The 21,219-nt window shown below is 69.5% G+C and carries 19 protein-coding genes and 1 riboswitch; of the genes, 17 read left to right on the forward strand and 2 right to left on the reverse strand.

The genetic code is table 11. From position 1 onward, the window contains the following. Positions 1-317: 317 nt before the first annotated feature. From hpnC to FE633_RS00250, 13 genes are all read left to right on the forward strand, one after another. Entirely contained in the window at positions 318-1,220 is a 903-nt protein-coding gene (hpnC, locus tag FE633_RS00195) for a squalene synthase HpnC (protein WP_138042927.1), read from the forward strand. Beyond that, positions 1,217-2,167, forward strand: a complete 951-nt coding sequence (gene hpnD, locus FE633_RS00200) for a presqualene diphosphate synthase HpnD (RefSeq protein ID WP_138042928.1) — start codon at positions 1,217-1,219, stop codon at positions 2,165-2,167. The genes hpnC and hpnD overlap by 4 nt, the downstream gene beginning before the upstream one ends. Beyond that, entirely contained in the window at positions 2,167-2,307 is a 141-nt protein-coding gene (locus tag FE633_RS47995) for a DUF6380 family protein (protein WP_219925804.1), read from the forward strand. Before hpnD ends, FE633_RS47995 begins: the two co-directional genes overlap by 1 nt. Further along, the gene (hpnE, locus tag FE633_RS00205; protein WP_138042929.1) at positions 2,304-3,767 is read left to right on the forward strand and encodes a hydroxysqualene dehydroxylase HpnE; all 1,464 of its coding nucleotides are present in this window, start codon (positions 2,304-2,306) and stop codon (positions 3,765-3,767) included. Before FE633_RS47995 ends, hpnE begins: the two co-directional genes overlap by 4 nt. After that, entirely contained in the window at positions 3,764-4,894 is a 1,131-nt protein-coding gene (locus FE633_RS00210) for a polyprenyl synthetase family protein (protein WP_138042930.1), read from the forward strand. The genes hpnE and FE633_RS00210 overlap by 4 nt, the downstream gene beginning before the upstream one ends. Before the next feature lie 112 nt (positions 4,895-5,006). Continuing rightward, positions 5,007-7,016, forward strand: coding sequence for a squalene--hopene cyclase (gene shc / locus FE633_RS00215; RefSeq protein ID WP_138042931.1), 2,010 nt, complete (start codon positions 5,007-5,009; stop codon positions 7,014-7,016). Beyond that, positions 7,013-7,657, forward strand: coding sequence for a phosphorylase family protein (locus tag FE633_RS00220; RefSeq protein WP_138042932.1), 645 nt, complete (start codon positions 7,013-7,015; stop codon positions 7,655-7,657). The genes shc and FE633_RS00220 overlap by 4 nt, the downstream gene beginning before the upstream one ends. A 5-nt stretch (positions 7,658-7,662) precedes the next feature. Further along, positions 7,663-8,685, forward strand: a complete 1,023-nt coding sequence (gene hpnH, locus FE633_RS00225) for an adenosyl-hopene transferase HpnH (RefSeq protein WP_138042933.1) — start codon at positions 7,663-7,665, stop codon at positions 8,683-8,685. Positions 8,686-8,689: 4 nt separating this feature from the next. Next, positions 8,690-9,871 (forward strand): flavodoxin-dependent (E)-4-hydroxy-3-methylbut-2-enyl-diphosphate synthase, encoded by a 1,182-nt coding sequence (ispG, locus tag FE633_RS00230; protein WP_138042934.1) that lies wholly within the window; start codon positions 8,690-8,692, stop codon positions 9,869-9,871. Between the two features lie 154 nt (positions 9,872-10,025). Further along, positions 10,026-11,921, forward strand: a complete 1,896-nt coding sequence (gene dxs, locus FE633_RS00235) for a 1-deoxy-D-xylulose-5-phosphate synthase (RefSeq protein WP_138042935.1) — start codon at positions 10,026-10,028, stop codon at positions 11,919-11,921. Next, positions 11,918-13,327, forward strand: a complete 1,410-nt coding sequence (locus FE633_RS00240; RefSeq protein WP_138042936.1) for an aspartate aminotransferase family protein — start codon at positions 11,918-11,920, stop codon at positions 13,325-13,327. The genes dxs and FE633_RS00240 overlap by 4 nt, the downstream gene beginning before the upstream one ends. An 80-nt stretch (positions 13,328-13,407) precedes the next feature. After that, a complete protein-coding gene (locus tag FE633_RS00245) occupies positions 13,408-14,040 on the forward strand; it encodes a helix-turn-helix domain-containing protein (protein ID WP_138042937.1) in 633 nt (210 codons plus the stop codon). Then, the gene (locus FE633_RS00250) at positions 14,037-14,162 is read left to right on the forward strand and encodes a DUF6126 family protein (RefSeq protein WP_119103528.1); all 126 of its coding nucleotides are present in this window, start codon (positions 14,037-14,039) and stop codon (positions 14,160-14,162) included. The genes FE633_RS00245 and FE633_RS00250 overlap by 4 nt, the downstream gene beginning before the upstream one ends. A gap of 83 nt (positions 14,163-14,245) precedes the next feature. Here the strand turns inward: FE633_RS00250 and FE633_RS00255 are convergent, their stop codons facing one another. Beyond that, positions 14,246-15,043: a tyrosine-protein phosphatase gene (locus FE633_RS00255; protein WP_138042938.1), complete on the reverse strand. Its 798-nt coding sequence runs from the start codon at positions 15,041-15,043 to the stop codon at positions 14,246-14,248. Positions 15,044-15,212: 169 nt separating this feature from the next. Here FE633_RS00255 and FE633_RS00260 point away from each other — a divergent pair, with 169 nt between their 5' ends. The 4 genes from FE633_RS00260 (at position 15,213) to FE633_RS00275 (ending at position 20,469) form a co-directional block, all read left to right on the forward strand. Continuing rightward, on the forward strand, positions 15,213-17,282 hold the full coding sequence (locus FE633_RS00260; protein WP_138042939.1) for an alpha-galactosidase: 2,070 nt from the start codon (positions 15,213-15,215) through the stop codon (positions 17,280-17,282). Positions 17,283-17,583: 301 nt separating this feature from the next. Continuing rightward, a riboswitch (cyclic di-AMP (ydaO/yuaA leader) is annotated at positions 17,584-17,748 on the forward strand. Between the two features lie 2 nt (positions 17,749-17,750). Then, positions 17,751-18,644, forward strand: coding sequence for a M23 family metallopeptidase (locus FE633_RS00265; RefSeq protein ID WP_138042940.1), 894 nt, complete (start codon positions 17,751-17,753; stop codon positions 18,642-18,644). 194 nt (positions 18,645-18,838) lie between these two features. Next, positions 18,839-19,561, forward strand: a complete 723-nt coding sequence (locus tag FE633_RS00270) for a DUF6250 domain-containing protein (RefSeq protein ID WP_138042941.1) — start codon at positions 18,839-18,841, stop codon at positions 19,559-19,561. 122 nt (positions 19,562-19,683) lie between these two features. After that, complete coding sequence (locus FE633_RS00275) at positions 19,684-20,469, forward strand: SGNH/GDSL hydrolase family protein (RefSeq protein WP_138042942.1); 786 nt, start codon at positions 19,684-19,686, stop codon at positions 20,467-20,469. Between the two features lie 84 nt (positions 20,470-20,553). On the opposite strand, the gene FE633_RS00280 is transcribed toward FE633_RS00275, so the two are convergent. Beyond that, entirely contained in the window at positions 20,554-21,156 is a 603-nt protein-coding gene (locus tag FE633_RS00280) for a TetR/AcrR family transcriptional regulator (RefSeq protein ID WP_246113335.1), read from the reverse strand. Between the last annotated feature and the right edge of the window lie 63 nt (positions 21,157-21,219).

The following is a 21,219-nucleotide window of genomic DNA, read 5'->3' on the forward strand; positions in this document are numbered from 1 at the left end:
GATCCGCTGGGCAAAGAACGATCCAACTGTCCACCGCATTAGGAATCTTGGCGGCAATCGGTGTGTTGTTGTGATGTGCAGGACACCCTGACGCGTCATGTCACGTTGTACAACGTAAGCTGTACCGGTGCTGATTCGCGGCAAGTAGGGCGATAATGCGCGACACCGGCACTGGCGTGCCGCGTCAGCGGCCGGGCGGCGTGTCCGAAATGGGATGTATTGGGTCGGCAGTGTAGAACGGGAGATGTGACGGCAATGGCTACGGGAACTCTCCAGCTCCGCAACGCGTGTGCCGTCCGCGTACCGGGCAGCGAGCGGTGACGGCAGCCGGGACGGCGCGCGCCGGCGGCCCGGAGCGCACCACCCTCGACAAGGCCGCGGGCGAGAACTTTCCCGTGGCGCCGTTCTTTCTGCCCAAGCCCTGGCGCGCCGATCTCATGGCCGTGTACGGCTTCGCCCGTCTCGTCGACGACATCGGTGACGGCGACCTGGCCCCCGGCGGCGCCGACGCCCGCCTCCTCGGTGTGTCTCACGAAGAGGCCGAGGACCGGATGGTCCTGCTCGAAGCCTTCGAGGCCGACCTGCACAAGGTGTTCGACTCGACCCCGCGTCACCCGCTGCTGCGCCGCCTCCAGCCGACGGTCCGTCGCGCCGGCCTCACCCCGGAGCCGTTCCTCGGTCTGATCGCGGCCAACCGCCAGGATCAGCTGGTCAAGCGGTACGAGACCTACGACGACCTGCTCGCCTACTGCGAACTGTCCGCCAACCCGGTCGGCCGCCTCGTCCTCGCCGTCACCGGCTCCTCGACCCCCGAGCGCGTCCGCCGCTCGGACGCCGTCTGCACGGCCCTTCAGATCGTCGAGCACCTCCAGGACGTCAGCGAGGACCTGAGGCGCGACCGCGTCTATCTGCCCGTCGAGGACATGAAACGGTTCCATGTCCAGGAGACGGACCTCGCTACGGCCACAGCAGGCGCATCGGTGCGCGCACTGGTTGCATACGAAGCAGAACGTGCCCGGAACCTCCTGAATGAAGGCACCCCCCTGGTGGGTAGCGTCCACGGCAGACTCAGGCTGCTGCTCGCAGGGTTCGTGGCGGGAGGAAAGGCGGCAATCCACGCGATTGCCGCCGCCGAATACGACGTACTTCCCGGCCCGCCCAAGCCCGGCAAGCTCCGGCTGCTGCGTGAGGCGGGCGTGACTCTGCGAGGAGAGGGGTGATCCGGACCGTGGAGTCTCCATCGCACGTGTCCGCACCGGTACTCGCCGCATACAGCTACTGCGAGTCAGTGACCGGACAGCAGGCCCGTAACTTCGCGTACGGCATCAGGCTCCTGCCGACGCCCAAGCGCCGCGCGATGTCGGCGCTCTACGCGTTCTCGCGGCGCGTCGACGACATCGGCGACGGTGCGCTCGCCCCCGAGGTAAAGGCGGCCCGTCTGGAAGACACCCGGGAGTTGCTCGCCCGGGTCCGCGACGGCTCCGTGGACGAGGACGACATCGACCCGGTCGCGGTCGCCCTCCGTCACGCGGCGGACCACTTCCCGATCCCGCTCGGCGGCCTCGACGAACTCATCGACGGCGTCCTGATGGACGTACGCGGTGAGACCTACGAGACCTGGGACGACCTGAAGATCTACTGCCGCTGTGTGGCCGGGGCGATCGGACGGCTCTCGCTCGGGGTGTTCGGCACCGAACCGGGGGCGCGCGGAGTCGAGCGTGCGCCCGAGTACGCCGACACGCTCGGCCTCGCGCTGCAACTCACCAACATTCTGCGGGACGTTCGCGAGGACGCCGAGGGAGGGCGGACCTATCTGCCCTCGGACGACCTCGCGAAGTTCGGCTGTTCCGCCGGATTCAACGAGGCCCGTCCACCGGCCGACTCGGACTTCGCGGGCCTCGTGCACTTCGAAGTGCGCAGGGCCCGCACGCTTTTCGCGGAGGGCTACCGGCTGCTGCCGATGCTGGACCGACGCAGCGGCGCCTGCGTCGCCGCGATGGCCGGCATCTACCGACGTCTCCTCGACCGCATCGAGCGCGAGCCGGAGGCGGTCCTGCGGGGCCGCGTCTCGCTGCCCGGACGCGAGAAGGCGTATGTCGCCGTGCGCGGTCTCTCCGGCCTCGACGCCCGGCATGTGTCCCGCCGGCCCGTCAGGAGGCGCGTCTGATGGACACTCTGGGCCACGGTGACGCAGCTCCCGGAAAACGGCGCGCAACCCTCCGGTCGGCGACGGCGTCCCTGACTGCGACGGCCTGCCGTGCACCGTTCCATCACCACGGCCGGGCCGCGGGGGAGGGCGCACGATGAGCGACACCACACAGCCCGAGGGGCTCGACGCGAACAGCCCAGGCTGTTCGGCTGCAGCGGCCCGGAGGCGAACCGAGCCTCAAGGAAAAAGGACGGCTGTCGTGGTGGGTGGCGGTCTCGCTGGGGTCACCACCGCCCTCGCGCTCGCCGACGCGGGCGTACGTGTCACGCTGCTCGAAGGCCGGCCGCGGCTCGGCGGACTCGCCTTCTCCTTCCAGCGGGGCGCGCTCACCGTGGACAACGGCCAGCATGTGTATCTGCGCTGCTGCACCGCGTACCGCTGGTTCCTCGAGCGCATCGACGCAGCGGCGCTCGCACCCTTGCAGGATCGTCTCGACGTGCCCGTTCTCGACGTGACGAAACCCGTGGGGGGCCGGCTCGGCAGACTGCGACGTGACGCGCTGCCCGTACCGCTGCATCTCGGGCGCAGCCTCGCCACCTACCCGCATCTCTCGCTCGCCGAGCGCGCCAAGGTCGGACGTGCCGCGCTCGCACTCAAGGCACTCGACCTCGCCGATCCCGCCCTCGACACCGAGGACTTCGGCGGCTGGCTGACCCGGCACGGTCAGTCGGCGCGTGCCGTCGAAGCGCTGTGGGACCTCGTCGGAGTCGCCACCCTCAACGCGGTGGCCGGCGACTCGTCGCTCGCGCTCGCCGCGATGGTGTTCAAGACCGGCCTGCTGTCCGAACCGGGCGCGGCCGACATCGGCTGGGCACGCGTCCCGCTGGGTGAACTGCACGACCGGCTGGCCCGCAAGGCGCTCGACTCCTCGGGCGTCCGTACCGAACTCCGTACACGCGTCACGTCCATCTCCCCCAACGGGAACGGCCGTTGGAGCGTTCAGGTTCCCGGCGAGACGCATGACGCGGACGCGGTCGTCCTCGCCGTACCACAGCGGGAGGCGCACGATCTGCTGCCCGAAGGCGCACTCGACGCGCCCGAACGGCTGCTGGAGATCGGCACCGCGCCGATCCTCAACATTCATGTCGTCTACGACCGCAAGGTGCTCAGCAGGCCGTTCTTCGCCGCGCTCGGCACCCCGGTGCAGTGGGTCTTCGACCGGACCGAGGCGTCCGGGCTCTCGGAGGGCCAGTACCTCGCGCTGTCGCAGTCGGCCGCTCAGGACGAGATCGACGAACCCGTCTCGGCGCTGCGCGAGCGCTATCTGCCGGAGCTGGAGCGGCTGCTGCCCGGCACGCGCGGCGCCGAGGTCAGGGACTTCTTTGTGACCAGGGAGCGTACGGCGACGTTCGCCCCGACCCCAGGCGTCGGACGGCTGCGGCCCGGCGCCCGCACCAAGGCACCCGGCCTGTACCTGGCCGGGGCGTGGACCGCCACCGGGTGGCCCGCGACCATGGAGAGTGCGGTCCGCAGCGGTGTCAGTGCGGCGGGCGCCGCGCTGAGCGCCCTGGGCCGGCCCCGCGATCACCTCTTCGAACTCTTCGAGGAGGCGGCATGACGCTCGATCTGAGCGCGGCAGGCTCCCGCACTCCCAGTACCGCAACAAGAGGAGAGACTGTGCCCACTGTGCCCCCGGCATCGAAGGCTGCCGACGCGGTGGACGTGACCGCGCTCCTGGAGCGCGGCCGGACCCTGGCCACACCGGTACTGAAGGCGGCCATCGGCCGCCTGGCACCCCCCATGGACACTGTCGCCGCCTACCACTTCGGCTGGATCGACGCCGAGGGCAACCCCGCGGAGGGCGACGGCGGCAAGGCCGTACGCCCCGCGCTCGCCGTACTGTCCGCGCAGGCCGCCGGTGCCGCCCCCGAGGTGGGCGTGCCGGGTGCGGTCGCCGTCGAACTGGTGCACAACTTCTCGCTGCTGCACGACGACCTGATGGACGGCGACGAACAGCGCCGCCACCGCGACACCGTGTGGAAGGTACACGGCCCCGCCCAGGCCATTCTCGTCGGCGACGCCCTGTTCGCGCTGGCCAACGAGATCCTTCTGGAACTCGGGACGGTCGAGGCGGGCCGTGCCACGCGCCGCCTCACCACCGCCACCCGCGCACTGATCGACGGTCAGGCGCAGGACATCTCGTACGAGCACCGCGACCGGGTCACCGTCGCGGAGTGCCTGGAGATGGAGGGCAACAAGACGGGCGCCCTGCTCGCCTGTGCCTGCTCCATCGGCGCGGTGCTCGGCGGCGCTGACGACCGCACGGCCGACACCCTGGAGAAGTACGGATACCACCTCGGCCTCGCCTTCCAGGCCGTGGACGATCTGCTGGGCATCTGGGGCGACCCGGAGGCCACCGGCAAGCGGCCGTGGAGTGATCTGCGTCAGCGCAAGAAGTCCCTGCCGGTCGTGGCCGCGCTCGCGGCGGGCGGCCCGGCCTCCGAACGCCTCGGCCAACTGCTCGCCGAGGACGCCAAGAGCACCGAATTCGAAAGCTTCTCCGAGGAGGAGTTCGCCGCACGCGCCGCGCTCATCGAGGAGGCGGGCGGCCGCGAGTGGACCGCCCAGGAGGCGCGCCGCCAGCACACCATCGCCATCGAGGCGCTCGACACGATCCACATGCCGGAAGAGGTACGGGCCCAGTTCGTGGAGCTGGCCGACTTCGTCGTCGTACGAAAGAGATGATCACTATCGGTCGAATAAACCTCGCGTAGTCGCCGGCCGGTCCCGCGGGAGAACGCGGACCGGCCGACGGCGGACCCACAGCAGAGACATGCCACTGCACGAAGGGGAAGCCATGACAGCGACGACCGACGGAAGCACCGGGGCCCTCCCGCCCCGCGCTGCCTCGGCCAGCGAAATCCACACCACGACTCCCGCGGCGACCGGGACAGCCGATACCCGAGACGCCGCCGCGCGCGCGATACAGCGCGCCACCGATTTCCTGCTGTCCATTCAGGACCCCCAGGGCTGGTGGAAGGGCGACCTCGAGACGAACGTCACGATGGACGCCGAAGACCTGCTGCTCCGCCAGTTCCTGGGCATCCGCGACGAGAAGACCACGCACGCCGCCGGCCTCTTCATCCGCGGCGAGCAGCGCGAGGACGGCACCTGGGCCACGTTCTACGGCGGCCCCGGCGAACTCTCCACGACCATCGAGGCATACGTCGCCCTGCGGCTGGCCGGGGACGCTCCCGACGAGCCGCACATGGAGAAGGCGGCCTCGTGGATCCGTGACCAGGGCGGCATCGCCGCGGCCCGGGTCTTCACCCGGATCTGGCTGGCCCTGTTCGGCTGGTGGAAGTGGGAAGACCTGCCCGAACTCCCCCCGGAGCTCATCTACTTCCCGAAGTGGGCCCCGCTCAACATCTACGACTTCGGGTGCTGGGCGAGGCAGACCATCGTGCCGCTCACCGTCGTCTCGGCGAAGCGGCCGGTACGTCCCGCGCCCTTCCCGCTCGACGAGCTGCACACCGACGCCCGTGACCCGAACCCCGCCAAGCCGCCTGCCCCGGTGGCGAGTTGGGACGGAGTCTTCCAGCGGCTCGACAAGGCACTGCACGCGTACCGCAAGGTCGCGCCGCGCCGGCTGCGCAAGGCCGCGATGAACACCGCCGCCCGCTGGATCATCGAGCGGCAGGAGAACGACGGCTGCTGGGGAGGCATCCAGCCGCCCGCCGTCTACTCGGTCATCGCGCTCCATCTGCTCGGCTACGACCTCGAACACCCGGTGATGCGCGCCGGGTTGGAGTCCCTCGACCGGTTCGCGGTGTGGCGCGAGGACGGTGCCCGGATGATCGAGGCCTGTCAGTCGCCGGTGTGGGACACCTGCCTGGCGACCATCGCGCTCGCCGACGCCGGCCTGCCCGCCGACCATCCGCAGCTCGTCAAGGCGGCGGACTGGATGCTCGGCGAGGAGATCCGCCGGCCCGGCGACTGGGCCGTACGCAGACCCCAGCTTCCGCCCGGCGGCTGGGCGTTCGAGTTCCACAACGACAACTACCCCGACATCGACGACACCGCCGAGGTCGTCCTGGCGCTGCGCCGCGTCAAGCACCACGATCCGGAGCGCGTGGAAAAGGCCATCGGGCGTGGAGTGCGCTGGAACCTGGGCATGCAGTCGAAGAACGGCGCGTGGGGCGCCTTCGACGTCGACAACACCAGCGCCTTCCCCAACCGGCTGCCGTTCTGCGACTTCGGCGAGGTCATCGACCCGCCGTCCGCCGACGTCACCGCGCACGTCGTGGAGATGCTCGCCGTCGAGGGGCTCTCCCACGATCCCCGCACCCGCCGGGGCATCGAATGGCTGCTCGCGGAACAGGAGGGGGACGGGTCCTGGTTCGGCCGCTGGGGCGTCAACTACGTCTACGGCACCGGGTCGGTGGTGCCCGCGCTCACCGCCGCCGGGCTGCCCGGCTCGCATCCGGCGATCCGGCGGGCGGTGGCCTGGCTGGAGACGGTGCAGAACGACGACGGCGGCTGGGGCGAGGACCTGCGCTCCTACCGCGACGTCGCCCAGTGGAGCGGCCGTGGCGCGTCGACCGCCTCACAGACGGCCTGGGCGCTGCTCGCGCTGCTCGCGGCGGGGGAGCGGGAGTCCAAGGCCGTGGAGCGCGGGATCACCTGGCTCGCGGAAACCCAGCGGGCGGACGGCTCCTGGGACGAGCCGTACTTCACCGGCACCGGCTTCCCGTGGGACTTCTCGATCAACTACCACCTCTACCGGCAGGTCTTCCCACTCACCGCGCTCGGCCGGTACGTCCATGGCGAACCGTTCGCCGACCGGCAGGCGACGGGAAGTCCATGAGTACGACACCCGCCGCCGCCCCGCTGCTGATCGCCTGCGCGCTCGGCATCGAGCGTCTGGCCCTGCGCAGCGGCGACCGCGGCGGCGGTGCGGACGGCCCGGTCACCGTGCTGTGTACCGGCATGGGCCCCATGGCCGCCGAGCGCGCGGTCACCCGGGCGCTCGCCGATCCGGCGCTGGCCGAGGCGGCCGTCCTGGCCACGGGCTTCTGCGCCGGACTGGCGCCCGGGATGCACCCCGGCGATCTGGTCGTCGCCGAGGAGACCCGCGACGCGCGCGGACGCACCCCTTGCGTGGGAACCGACCTGCTCGTGAAGGAGCTGGTGCGTGCCGTGCCCCGGCGCACGGTCCACACCGGACCGCTCACCGGTTCCGACCATGTCGTTCGCGGACACGAACGGTCGGATCTGCTCGCGACCGGTGCCATCGCGGTCGACATGGAGTCGGCGGCCACGCTCCACAGCGCCGTCCGCGCGGGTGTACGCCCGGTTGCGGCCGTACGAGTGGTGGTGGACGCTCCAGAACATGAACTCGTCCGGATCGGCACGGTACGCGGTGGAATATCAGCTTTCCGTGTTCTTCGTGCCGTTCTTCCCGCTTTCTTCGAATGGCACCGTGATTTGCTGCTCCCCAGGAGGTGAGCCAGATGGCCATGCCGCTTCGCCAGACCATCAAGGTGGCGACGTATCTCGCTGAACAGAAACTCCGGAAGCGGGACAAGTTTCCGCTGATCGTCGAGCTCGAACCGCTTTACGCGTGCAACCTGAAGTGCGAGGGCTGCGGCAAGATCCAGCACCCGGCCGGAGTGCTCAAGCAGCGCATGCCGGTGGCCCAGGCCGTCGGGGCGGTGCTGGAGTCCGGTGCCCCGATGGTGTCCATCGCGGGCGGCGAGCCTCTGATGCATCCTCACATCGATGAGATCGTGCGCCAGCTGGTGGGGCGGAAGAAGTACGTCTTTCTGTGCACCAATGCCATGCTGCTGCGCAAGAAGATGGACAAGTTCAAGCCTTCGCCCTATTTCGCGTTCGCTGTGCACATCGACGGTCTGCGCGAACGGCACGACGAGTCCGTCGCCAAGGAGGGTGTGTTCGACGAGGCGGTGGAGGCCATCAAGGAGGCCAAGCGGCGTGGCTTCCGGGTGACCACCAATTCGACGTTCTTCAACACCGACACCCCGCAGACGATCATCGAGGTCCTCAACTTCCTCAATGACGACCTGAAGGTCGACGAGATGATGATCTCGCCCGCATACGCCTACGAGAAGGCACCCGACCAGGAGCACTTCCTCGGTGTGGAGCAGACCCGCGAGCTGTTCAAGAAGGCCTTCTCGGGCGGCAACCGGCGGCGCTGGCGGCTCAATCACTCGCCGCTGTTCCTCGACTTCCTCGAGGGCAAGGTGGACTTCCCGTGCACCGCGTGGGCGATCCCCAACTACTCGCTCTTCGGCTGGCAGAAGCCCTGCTATCTGATGAGCGACGGGTACGTCACGACGTACAAGGAACTCATCGAGGAGACCGACTGGGACGCCTACGGTCGCGGAAAGGACCCGCGCTGTGCCAACTGCATGGCGCACTGCGGCTACGAGCCGACCGCGGTCATGGCCACGATGGGCTCGCTGAAGGAGTCCCTGCGCGCCGCCCGTGAGACCGTCTCCGGAAACCGCGGGTGACGTCGTGACCGCCATTTCCTTGGGTGTCCCCGAGGTGCCGGTCCGGCCGATCGCGGAGCGCCGTCTCTCGCGGCGTATCCAGGTCGGCCCGGTGGCGGTAGGGGGAGGCACGCCGGTGTCCGTGCAGTCGATGACGACGACCCGTACGTCGGACATCGGCGCCACCCTGCAGCAGATCGCGGAGCTCACGGCGTCCGGCTGCCAGATCGTCCGGGTCGCCTGCCCCACGCAGGACGACGCGGACGCGCTGGCCACCATCGCCCGCAAGTCGCAGATCCCCGTGATCGCGGACATCCATTTCCAGCCGAAGTACGTGTTCGCCGCGATCGAGGCGGGCTGTGCGGCGGTGCGGGTGAACCCCGGCAACATCAAGCAGTTCGACGACAAGGTGAAGGAGATCGCGCGGGCGGCCAGGGACCACGGCACTCCGATCCGGATCGGAGTCAACGCCGGGTCGCTCGACAAGCGGCTGCTGAAGAAGTACGGCAGGGCCACACCCGAGGCGCTGGTCGAGTCGGCCCTGTGGGAGGCATCGCTCTTCGAGGAGCACGACTTCCGGGACATCAAGATCTCGGTGAAGCACAACGATCCGGTGGTGATGGTCAATGCCTACCGCCAGCTGGCCGCCGCCTGCGACTACCCGCTGCACCTGGGGGTGACCGAAGCCGGCCCCGCCTTCCAGGGGACCATCAAGTCGGCGGTCGCCTTCGGGGCGCTGTTGAGCGAGGGCATCGGGGACACCATCCGGGTGTCCCTGAGCGCGCCGCCCGCCGAGGAGGTCAAGGTCGGCATCCAGATCCTGGAATCGCTGGGGCTGCGGCAGCGCCGGCTGGAGATCGTGTCGTGCCCGTCCTGCGGCCGCGCCCAGGTGGACGTCTACAAGCTGGCCGACGAGGTCACGGCCGGTCTGGAGGGTATGGAGGTGCCACTGCGCGTCGCGGTCATGGGCTGCGTCGTCAACGGCCCGGGCGAGGCGCGTGAGGCCGACCTCGGCGTCGCCTCCGGCAACGGCAAGGGGCAGATCTTCGTCAAGGGCGAGGTCATCAAGACCGTGCCCGAGTCGAAGATCGTGGAGACCCTGATCGAGGAGGCGATGAAGATCGCCGAGCAGATGGAGGCGAACGGCGTCGCGTCAGGCGAGCCGGGGAGCACAGCGTCGGGGAAGCCCTCCGTCACTGTGAGCTGACTGCGTCTTCCCGGGGGCCGTGACATCGGCGGCCGGCACCGCCCGAGCCCCCGGACCCCCGCCGGAAACGCAGCACATGAGAGGTGCCTGCCCGGCGTGGAGGCAGACGACGCAAGTCCGAGTGGAACGGCACGGACCGAGAGGGGGCCCGAGCGTGACGATTCTGGAGAGTATCCGGGGACCACGTGACCTGAAGGCGCTGTCCGAGGCGGAGATCAACCAACTGTCCGACGAGATCCGGGAGTTCCTGGTGCATGCGGTCGCCAGGACCGGCGGTCATCTGGGGCCCAATCTGGGAGTGGTGGAACTCTCCATCGCGCTCCACCGGGTCTTCGAGTCGCCCGTCGACCGCATTCTGTGGGACACCGGCCACCAGAGCTACGTACACAAGCTGCTGACGGGACGACAGGACTTCTCCAAGCTGCGCGGCAAGGGCGGCCTGTCCGGTTACCCGTCGCGCGAGGAGTCCGAGCACGACATCATCGAGAACAGCCACGCCTCCACCGCGCTCGGCTGGGCCGACGGGCTCGCCAAGGCCCGCGAGGTACAGGGCGAGAAGGGGCATGTCGTCGCGGTCATCGGGGACGGCGCGCTCACCGGTGGCATGGCGTGGGAGGCGCTGAACAACATCGCGGCCGCCAAGAACCGGCCGCTGATCATCGTCGTCAACGACAACGAACGCTCGTACTCGCCGACGATCGGCGGACTGGCCAACCATCTGGCGACGCTGCGGACCACCGACAGCTACGAGAAGGTACTGGCCTGGGGCAAGGACGTACTGCTCCGTACGCCGGTCATCGGGAACACGCTCTTCGAGTCGCTGCACGGTGCGAAGAAGGGGTTCAAGGACGCGTTCGCGCCGCAGGGCATGTTCGAGGACCTGGGCCTGAAGTACGTGGGTCCCATAGACGGGCACGACGTCGCGGCCGTGGAGTCGGCGCTGCGGCGCGCGAAACGGTTCCACGGGCCGGTCATCGTCCACTGCCTCACCGAGAAGGGGCGCGGTTGCGAGCCCGCGCTCGCGCACGAGGAGGACCACTTCCACACGGTCGGCGTGATGGACCCGCTCACCTGCGAGCCCCTCGCGCCCTCGGGTGGCCCCGCCTGGACCTCCGTGTTCGGCGACGAGATCGTGCGGATCGGTGAGGAGCGCGAGGACGTCGTGGCGATCACGGCGGCCATGCTGCATCCGGTGGGCCTGGCGAAGTTCGCGGAGCGGTTTCCCGACCGGGTGTGGGACGTCGGCATCGCCGAGCAGCACGCCACGGTGTCCGCCGCCGGGCTGGCGACGGGTGGTCTGCATCCGGTCGTCGCGGTGTACGCGACCTTCCTCAACCGTGCCTTCGACCAGCTGCTGATGGACGTCGCGCTGCATCGCTGCGGCGTGACCTTCGTGCTCGACCGGGCCGGCGTCACGGGAGTGGACGGTCCGTCGCACAACGGCATGTGGGACATGTCCATCCTGCAGGTCGTGCCGGGGCTGAGGATCGCCGCGCCGCGTGATGCCGACCAGCTGCGGGCCCAGCTGCGCGAGGCGGTGGCCGTGGACGACGCCCCGACGCTGCTGCGCTTCCCCAAGGAGTCCGTCGGACCGGCGGTCCCGGCGGTCGACCGCGTGGGCGGTGTGGACGTCCTGCACCGGGCCGAGCGGCCCGAGGTGCTCCTGGTCGCCGTCGGTGTGATGGCGCCGGTGTGCCTCCAGGCAGCCGAGCTGCTGGCGGCGCGTGGCGTCAACTGCACGGTCGTGGACCCCCGTTGGGTCAAGCCCGTCGACCCCGCGCTGCCCGGGCTCGCCGCCGAGCACCGCATGGTCGCCGTCGTCGAGGACAACAGCCGGGCCTCCGGCGTGGGCGCGGCGGTCGCCCTCGCGCTCGGCGATGCCGAAGTCGACGTGCCCGTACGGCGCTTCGGCATTCCGGAGCAGTTCCTCGCGCACGCCAAGCGCGGGGAGGTGCTGGCCGACATCGGGCTCACGCCCGTCGAGATCGCGGGACGGATCAGCGCGGGTCTGGCCACCCAGGAGCACATGTCCAAGGAGAAACAGGAATGACGACCGCGGAACCCTCTGCGCAGTCCGAGGGGTTCGATCTCGCGAGACTCCTCGCCGCGCGGGGAGCCGAGCGCTACGAACTCCACGCACGGCACCTCAACCACCAGCTCCCGCGCATGCTGCACACCATCGGCTTCGACAAGATCTACGAGAGGGCCGAGGGGGCGCACTTCTGGGACGCGGACGGCAACGACTACCTGGACATGCTCGCCGGATTCGGGGTGATGGGCCTGGGCCGTCATCACCCCGTCGTCCGCAAGGCGCTGCACGATGTCCTCGACGCCTCGCTCGCCGACCTCACCCGCTTCGACTGCCAGCCCCTGCCGGGCCTGCTCGCCGAGCAACTCCTCACCCACAGCCCGCATCTGGACCGGGTGTTCTTCGGCAACAGCGGTACGGAGGCCGTCGAGACGGCGCTGAAGTTCGCCCGGTACGCGACCGGGAAGCCGCGCGTTCTGTACTGCGCGCACGCGTTCCACGGCCTGACCACCGGCTCGCTGTCCGTGAACGGCGAGTCCGGGTTCCGCGACGGCTTCGCGCCGCTGCTCCCCGACACCGCGGTTCCGCTCGGCGATCTGGACACCCTGGCCAAGGAGTTGAAGAAGGGCGACGTCGCCGGGCTGATCGTCGAGCCGATCCAGGGCAAGGGCGTGCACGAGGCGCCGCCCGGATATCTGCTCGCCGCCCAGGAACTGCTGCACCGGCACAAGGCGCTGCTCATCGCGGACGAGGTGCAGACGGGCCTCGGGCGCACCGGTGACTTCTACGCCTACCAGCACGAGGACGGTGTCGAGCCGGACCTGGTGTGCGTGGCGAAGGCACTGTCCGGCGGCTATGTGCCCGTGGGCGCGACCCTCGGCAAGGACTGGATCTTCAAGAAGGTCTACTCGTCGATGGACCGCGTCCTCGTGCACTCCGCGAGCTTCGGATCCAACGCACAGGCCATGGCGGCCGGCCTCGCCGTGCTCTCCGTGATGGAGAACGAGGAGATCGTCGCGAACGCCCGTGCCATGGGAGAGCGATTGCGGTCCCGGCTCGCCGCGCTCGTGGACAAGTACGAGCTGCTCAGTGAGGTACGCGGCCGGGGCCTGATGATCGGCATCGAGTTCGGCAGGCCCAGGTCGCTGAAACTGCGTAGCCGCTGGACGATGCTGCAGGCCGCGCGCAAGGGCCTGTTCGCGCAGATGGTGGTCGTGCCGCTGCTCCAGCGGCATCGGATCCTCACGCAGGTCTCGGGCGACCACCTGGAGGTGATCAAGCTGATCCCGCCGCTGGTCATCGACGAGCGGGACGTGGACCGGTTCGTGGACGCCTTCACCGAGGTGATGGACGACGCACACCACGGTGGTGGGCTGATGTGGGACTTCGGGAAGACGCTGGTGAAGCAGGCGGTGGCGAACCGCTGAGAGGCGGTGGCCGAAGCCGCGCTTTTGTCTGAAAGGCAAGAAATTTGCCGGTGAGGCAAGCCTCTGACTGAATCGGAGGCATGACCCCTGCCGAGGGTACGAACCCTGCCGAGCCGGAGGCGGCCGACGTGCTGCCCGCCGTCGCGCCGCAGCTGCGTGAGCTGCGGCGCCGCGCTTCACTCACCCTGGAGGCCGCGGCCCGTACCGCCGGGCTGTCGCCCGCCCACCTCTCCCGTCTGGAGACCGGGCAACGCCAGCCCTCGCTGCCGATGCTGCTCGCGCTCGCCCGCACCTACGGTACGACCGTCTCGGAGCTGCTCGGCGAGACGGTCGCCGACCGGGATGCCGTCGTGCGCGCCGCCGACATGGAACCCACGCGGGCCGGCGGCTGGACGTACTGGCAGGCCGGTGCGGCGGGGCGCGGCATGCAGTCCCTGCGCGTGCACGTCCCGTACGGGGCGCAGGGCGACATCGTGCGTGTCCACCCGGGCGAGGAATGGCTGTACGTCCTCAAGGGGCGGCTGCGGCTGCGTCTCGCCGACACCGCGCATCTGCTCGCGCCCGGCGACAGCGCGCACTTCGACTCGCTGACCCCGCACCGGATCGCCGCCGCGGACCGGGAGGGCGCCGACCTGCTCTTCGTGCACACCCTGCTGCAGAGCCCCACGGCCACGCTGTGCCTGGGCCCGACATCCACGGGAGACAACGTATGAGCAACATGGAAGAGAAGCTGCCGCGTGGTCTGTGGGTGCGGCTCATCATCTACGTGGCCGTCGGGCACCTCTTCGCGGCCTTCATCTACCTGCTGTTCACGCTCGGCGCGCAGAACCGGTAGCGGCGGGGCCGGCATCGACGCGGGGCCGGGAGCGATGTGGTGCCGGCAGCGATGTGGTGCCGGCAGAGACTGGCGCCGGTGCGTCAGTCGAGAAAACGCTGGCGCAGCCGCTCCCGCGTCTTGGGGGTCACGCCGAGAGCCTGCTCCAGATAGGCGTCGAATCCGCCCCAGGTCCCCTCGATCGTCTCGAACGCCGCCGCGAGATACTCGGCGCGGGCGTCGAAGAGGGGGTTGAGCAGCTCCATGACCTCCGGTGAGTAGCCGTCGGCCGCGGTGCTGCTGCGGCGCACCTTGTAGCGCCGGTGCGTGGCGTTCGACTTCAGATAGTCCGTCGTGACGGCCTCGCGCTCGACACCGACGGCGAGGAGCGTCACCGCGATGGAGATGCCCGCGCGGTCCTTGCCCGCCGCGCAGTGCATGAGCGCGGGCACGCTGTCCTCGGCGAGGGCGTGCAGCACCTGGCTGTGCTCGGCCGTGCGCTCCTTGATGATCTCGCGGTAGGACCTGATCATCCGGTTCGCGGCCCTGCCGTCGGAGAGGATCGAGCGCAGCTGGTCCAGGTCGCCGTCGCGGACCATCTTCCAGAACTCGGCGCCGTGCGCCGGGTCGGTCAGCGGCAGGTTCACATTGCGCACGCCCGGCAGGTCGACGTCCGGGCCCTCCAGCTTCTTGTCCGCGGCATTGCGGAAGTCGAAGATCGTGTGCAGGCCCAGTGAGGCGAGGAACGCGGCGTCTTCATCCGTCGCGTGCGCGAGATGGCCGCTGCGGAACAGCCGCCCGTACGCCACTCGTCGGCCGTCCACCGTCGGCAGGCCGCCCACATCGCGGAAGTTGCGCACTCCGGTCAGCTCGGGCTCGGTCGACGGGACCTGCTGCGTCACGGGGGCTCCTCCCATTCGGCGGCCGACGCTGTTGTCGGCGGGGCGCGTTCTCGACCATACGACATGGATTCCTGGGGCAATGACTTGTCCACAGGCGTTTGCGTCCGAGGCACATGCGATTGGATGATGTTCAGGCTTGAGCGCGCTTGTTCGGATCTGTGAGGGTTTGATGATTGAGATCAGCGAGACCGGTCGCACGTGGCTTCTGTCGGGGCCCACGAGCAGCTATGCCCTCCGGGTCACTGACGAGGACGAGTTGACGCATCTGCACTGGGGGCCGCGCATCGTGCTCGCGGATGCCGAGGCGCTCGCCGCCCGCCCCGGTCCGCAGTACTGGCCCTTCGAGTCCCCGCTCGACGGATACGAGGAGTACCCGGTCGAGGGCGGCCCCCGTTTCGCGCGGCCCGCGCTGTCCGTGCGCACGGTCGAGCGGCGCGGCACGGAGTGGCGCTTCGAGACGTACGAGGCGGACGGTGACGAACTGCGCCTTCGCTTCTCCGACGCGGGGCTCGGTATCACGCTGCACTACCGGATGCGCCATGACGTGGTGGAGCGTTGGGTGACCCTCGTCAACGAAGGGCCCACCGTCGAGGTCCTGCGCGCCGATTCCGCCACCTGGACACTGCCCGAGCGCGACGGCTGGCGGCTGTCACAGCTGCACGGGCGTTGGGCGGCCGAGTCCCGGCTCGTACGAACGGACCTCACCTACGGTGAGAAGGTCATCGGCAGCCGGCGCGGCCACACCGGGCATCAGCATCTGCCCTGGGTCGCGCTCGACGAGGAGGCGACCGAGGAACGCGGCGAGGTGTTCGGATGCGCGCTCGCATGGTCCGGTTCGTGGCGGATCGCCGTGGCCCAACTCCCGGACGCGCGCGTGCAGATCACCGGCGGGGCCGGGTACGACGACTCGGGCCTGGTGCGGCTGGCGTCGGGGGAGAGCTTTGTCACGCCCGTCTTCGCGGGGCTGTGGAGCGACGGCGGCTTCGGCGGTGCGAGCCGTGCCTGGCACGCCTACCAGCGGGCGTATGTGATCCCGGACGCCGGGCAGGACCGGCCCGTGCTCTACAACTCGTGGGAGGCCACGGAGTTCGACATCTCCGAGGAGCAGCAGCGAGCACTGGCGCGCCGGGCCGCGGCGATGGGCGTGGAGCTGTTCGTGGTCGACGACGGCTGGTTCGGGGCGCGGACCAGCGACCGGGCCGGGCTCGGGGACTGGACGCCCAACGCGGACCGCTTCCCGGCGGGGCTCAAGCCCCTCGCCGACGATGTGCATGCGCTCGGCATGCAGTTCGGCATCTGGGTCGAGCCGGAGATGGTCAACCCGGACAGCGAGCTGTACCGCGCGCATCCCGACTGGGTGCAGTTCCAGCCGGGGCGCAGGCGCACCGAGTTGCGCAATCAGCTGGTCCTGAACCTCGCGCGGGAGGACGTTCGGGAGTACCTGTGGGAGCGGCTCGACGAACTGCTGTCCAGCGCCCCCATCGACTATGTGAAGTGGGACTTCAACCGCTGCTTCACGGACGCCGGATGGCCGGACGAGCCGTATCCGCAAAGGCTGTGGGTCGATCATGTGCATGCGCTGTACGGCCTGTTGGACCGTCTGCGGGCCGCGCACCCGGGTGTCGCCTTCGAGTCCTGCTCGGGCGGAGGCGGCCGGATCGACCTCGGGATCATGGCCCGTACGGACCAGGTGTGGACCTCGGACAATACCGATCCGCTCGACCGGCTCGCGATCCAGCACGGCTTCAGTCAGCTGCACCCGGCGCGGGTCATGGCCGCCTGGGTCACCGACAGCCCGAACACGCAGCTCAACGGGCGCGTCAGCTCGTTGCGCTTCCGATTCGTGAGCGCCATGGCAGGGGTGCTCGGCGTCGGGGGAGACCTGACCGAGTGGAGTGACGAGGAGCTCGCCGAGGCGCGGGAGTGGGTGGAGCTCTACAAGGAAATCCGGCCCGTCGTGCAGCGCGGCGACCTCTACCGGCTGCGGGCGCCGGAGGGCGGGCTGAGCGCGGTGCAGTACGTCCACGGAGACCAGGCCGTCGTCCTTGCCTGGCTCCAGGCCCAGCACCATGGCGAGCCCGTCGGGTCGGTGAGACTGCGCGGTCTCGACCCGACAGCAGTGTACGAATGCCTCGAAACGGGCGAAGTGCACCGAGGTGCCGTGCTGTTGCATCAGGGGTTGCGGACGGGGTTGCGTGGCGACCTCGATGCGGCAGTTTTCCGGCTGCGTCGCATGTGAGTGCTATGTCCGGATTAGTGGCCTTCATTCAAACTCGCCCTGGAATGGAGGCCGCTGGGTCGGTGGCCCGTGAGCAGCGTCATATTCGTGACGGTCCGCTGTCGCCATGTTCACGTAATTCAACTGTGTTCTCGGGGATTTCAGGAATTCACAGAGATCGGCAAAGACGCACCGTGACCGAGATATCGGTCAAGGATCAAGAGAATGGGACACATAGGCAACCCAAAGCTTGTCCCTGTGCGTCTTGTTCGCTTACGTTCGCCACCAATCCGGACGGACGCCCAATCCTGCCGCCGCCCGGAATCCGCACACACTGACCCGTGTACGGCAGGAGCGGGGGACCCACAGGTACAACGCCTGTTCCGGTCTCCGGAACGGCTAGGGGTAAAGCCGCGCGAAAAAGCGTGGCCGGGCATCTCCAGCTCGCACCCGACAGCTCACCTCGTAGGCGCCGGAGAGGAATTCGTCATGCCCGCGAAGGGTAAGCACCGCCGTCCGAAGTCCCAGCGTCTCACTCGCTCGATCGCCGTCGCCGGAACGGGTGGCGCCGCGCTCGTGCTGCCGCTTCTGGGGGCGACCGGCGCGCACGCCACTACTCCTCAGACCGCCCCTGTGTCTGTTTCCAAGAAGGCCGAATCCGTTTCGGAGAAGGCCGCCAAATCCGCTCCGGTGGCGGCCCAGAAGAAGGCCGCGAACCGCACGTACACGGTGAAGAAGGGTGACTCCCTCTTCAAGATCGCCAAGGCGCAGCACGTCAGTGGTGGCTGGAAGAAGCTCTACGCGGACAACCGCCGGGCCATCGGCGACGATCCGGCGCTCATTCACCCGGGCCTGAAGCTGGCGATCGGCAAGAAGGCCGCCTCCGCTTCCGGTCCCGTCAAGAGCAAGGCCGCAGCCCCGTCGTCCGCGACGACGACCACGGCTGCCAAGCCGGCGGACGCGCCGAGCACTTCGAGCGGCTTCACCCTGCCCGTCGCGGGCGCGACCGTCGGCACCCCGTACCACCTGGCGGGCTCCATGTGGTCCAGCGGCTACCACACCGGTGTCGACTTCGTGGTCCCCACCGGTACCTCGCTCAAGGCCGTGGGCGCGGGCACCGTCGTCTCCGCCGGCTGGGGCGGCGCGTACGGCAACCAGGTCGTCATCAAGCTCAACGAGGGCCACTACGCGCAGTACGCCCACCTGTCCTCCCTCTCCGTCTCGGCCGGGCAGTCCGTGACCGAGGGGCAGCAGATCGGCCTCTCCGGCGCGACCGGCAATGTCACCGGTCCGCACCTGCACTTCGAGATCCGCACCACTCCGGACTACGGCTCGGACGTGGACCCGGTGGCGTTCCTGCGCGCGCACGGCGTCACCGTCTGACACCTCCCGCACAGCGACGGGGACCACTCGGGCAGCCGAGTGGTCCCCGTTCCGCGTGCTGAGGGGATCGACAACGGTGGCGGTCCGGCGTCACAGTGGTCATGGTCGGCAAGCGCTTTCTATCGCCTCGGCGGCGAGGACCGGCGACTGCCCGTACCCGTGATCGCCATGACCCGTCGTACAGAAGGAGTCCGATGACGACCCGCAGAGCCTTCGGGACCCTGGTCGCCGGTACCGCCCTCGCGGCCGCCCTCGTCCCCGCGCAGAGCGCGAACGCGACGGTCCGCCACCGCCGAGGACGGCTCATCGCCCGCGACGACTTCCGGCACGGCCTCGGCCAGTGGGTCACCGAGCTGCAGGACGGCGGCAACGTCACGGCGTCCCGTGGGGTCCTGGAGATCGACGTACCCAGCGGCGCGACCGTCTGGTTCAGGCGGGCGCTAGAGGGGCGGCCGTACGTCCTCGAGTACACCGCCACGCCGGTCTCCGCCGGCGGCGTCAATGACCGGGTGTCGGATCTCAACAACTTCTGGAACGCCGTCGACGTCCGCTCCCCGGACGACCTCTTCGCCACCGAGCGCGGCGGCGCGCTCGACGAGTACGACTACCTCAAGACGTACTACGCCGGCTATGGAGCGAACTACAACACGACCACGCGGCTGCGCCGTTATGTGGGCGAGGCGGGCGTCCGTCCGCTGATCCGCGACTACACGGAGCCGTTGCTGGTGGCGAACGAGCCCCACCACGTCCGGATCGTGTCGAACGGCTCGACGGTCCAGTGGTGGAACAACGGGCGGCTCGTCTTCGACTACCTCGACCCGGAGCCGTACACGAGCGGGCACTTCGCGTTCCGGACCGTGTGGAGTCATTTCCGGATCACGGACTTCCGGGTGTGGGAGCTGTGTATTCCGAGTTGACCAACACTTGACGCGTGGCTTATCTCACCGCCCGTCAAGCCCTTATTACGGTCGCGTAGGTCACACCGAAAGGTGAATCATGGCCCGATGTGGCAGACGATTCGAAGAATGACAGCAGATCAGTGATCGGGTCGTACGTGGCGGTGGGGGACAGCTTCACCGAAGGCGTGGGCGATCCGGGCCCCGATGGGGCGTTCGTGGGATGGGCCGACCGGTTCGCGGTGCTCCTCGCCGACCGGCGGCCCGAGGGCGGCTTCGGGTACACCAACCTGGCCGTGCGGGGGAAACTGCTCGACCAGATCGTCGAGGACCAGTTGCCCCAGGCCAAGGAACTCGCCCCGGACCTCGTCTCCCTCTGCGGGGGCGGCAACGACATCATCCGGCCGGGCAGCGACCCCGACGAGGTCGCCGAGCGCTTCGAACGGGCCGTCGCGGAACTCACGTCGGCCGTCGGCACGGTGCTCGTGACCACCGGCTTCGACACCCGTGGCGTACCGGTGCTCAAGCATCTGCGCGGCAAGATCGCCACGTACAACCTGCATGTGCGGGCGATCGCCGACCGGTACGGCTGTCCCGTGCTCGACCTGTGGTCGCTCAAGACCATCCAGGACCGGCGGGCCTGGGACAACGACCGGTTGCACCTGTCGCCCGAGGGCCACACGCGTGTCGCGCTCCGCGCCGGACAGGTCCTCGGCCTGGAAGTGCCCGCCGACCCCGACCAGCCGTGGCCGCCCCTGCCGCCGCGCGGCACCCTCGAGGTGCGGCGCGACGACATCCACTGGGCGCGCGAGTACCTGGTGCCGTGGATCGGGCGACGGCTTCGGGGGGAGTCCTCCGGGGACCGTGTGGTGGCGAAGGGCAACCTGTCGCCGTACGACATCAAGATGCGGATCGAGTCGGTGGTGTGAGGGGCAGGGGGCAGGGGCGGTTGGGCCCGGCCTCGGGGCAGCTGAGGGGTGGGATCCGGCGGCGGTGGTGCCTGCCGGTGAGGCTCATCGGCGGCCCGGGGCCGTCAACGCCTCCCGCTCCACGCCCAGTTCGCGGGCGAGTGCCTCGTCCACCCACTCCTGTGTACGGGCCCGGGACACCGTGCCCTCGTACGCCGTCATCTGGACCGCGAGACCGTCGAGGAGCGCGGTGAGCCGCAGCGCCGTGCCCATGGGGTCCGGGCAGCGGAACTCGCCCGCGGCCACGCCCTCCGCGATGACCTCGGCGATCGCGGCCTTCCACTGGCTGTCGAGGCCCCGCGTGACATCCCGCAGCGCCGGCTCGCGCAGTGCCGCGGCCCAGCCCTCGATCCACAGGCGCCAGCCCTTGGCCTGGCCCGTCGGCGCGTACCAGCGGACGGCCGCCCGCAGCCGGCGCAGCGCCGTCGTGCGGCGGCCGAGCAGCTTGCGCAGATGGGCGAGGTCTCCCTCGGCCGCGTATCCGAACGCGGCGGCGACCAGCTTCTCCTTCGTCGAGAAGTGGTACAGCACCAGTGCGTTGCTCACCCCTAGCGCGGTCGCCACATCGGCGATCCGCACGGATGTCACGCCCCGTGCCTCGATCTGCTCGATGGCGGACCGCAGCAATTCCTCACGCCGCTCCGCCACGCTCAACCGCACCCTCCTCGCCACGCGGCAACCCTAAGCCCTTGCCGAGGGCAGTGCAGGGGA

The organism is Streptomyces montanus (assembly GCF_005786655.1).
Lineage (GTDB): Bacteria > Actinomycetota > Actinomycetes > Streptomycetales > Streptomycetaceae > Streptomyces > Streptomyces sporangiiformans.

Coding starts and splice junctions, on each gene's coding strand:
- FE633_RS47995 (WP_219925804.1), top strand. CDS start 2,167: ATGGACACTCTGGGCCACGGTGACGCAGCTCCCGGAAAACGGCGCGCA.
- hpnE (WP_138042929.1), top strand. CDS start 2,304: ATGAGCGACACCACACAGCCCGAGGGGCTCGACGCGAACAGCCCAGGC.
- FE633_RS00210 (WP_138042930.1), top strand. CDS start 3,764: ATGACGCTCGATCTGAGCGCGGCAGGCTCCCGCACTCCCAGTACCGCA.
- shc (WP_138042931.1), top strand. CDS start 5,007: ATGACAGCGACGACCGACGGAAGCACCGGGGCCCTCCCGCCCCGCGCT.
- FE633_RS00220 (WP_138042932.1), top strand. CDS start 7,013: ATGAGTACGACACCCGCCGCCGCCCCGCTGCTGATCGCCTGCGCGCTC.
- hpnH (WP_138042933.1), top strand. CDS start 7,663: ATGGCCATGCCGCTTCGCCAGACCATCAAGGTGGCGACGTATCTCGCT.
- FE633_RS00240 (WP_138042936.1), top strand. CDS start 11,918: ATGACGACCGCGGAACCCTCTGCGCAGTCCGAGGGGTTCGATCTCGCG.
- FE633_RS00245 (WP_138042937.1), top strand. CDS start 13,408: ATGACCCCTGCCGAGGGTACGAACCCTGCCGAGCCGGAGGCGGCCGAC.
- FE633_RS00250 (WP_119103528.1), top strand. CDS start 14,037: ATGAGCAACATGGAAGAGAAGCTGCCGCGTGGTCTGTGGGTGCGGCTC.
- FE633_RS00260 (WP_138042939.1), top strand. CDS start 15,213: ATGATTGAGATCAGCGAGACCGGTCGCACGTGGCTTCTGTCGGGGCCC.
- FE633_RS00265 (WP_138042940.1), top strand. CDS start 17,751: ATGCCCGCGAAGGGTAAGCACCGCCGTCCGAAGTCCCAGCGTCTCACT.
- FE633_RS00270 (WP_138042941.1), top strand. CDS start 18,839: ATGACGACCCGCAGAGCCTTCGGGACCCTGGTCGCCGGTACCGCCCTC.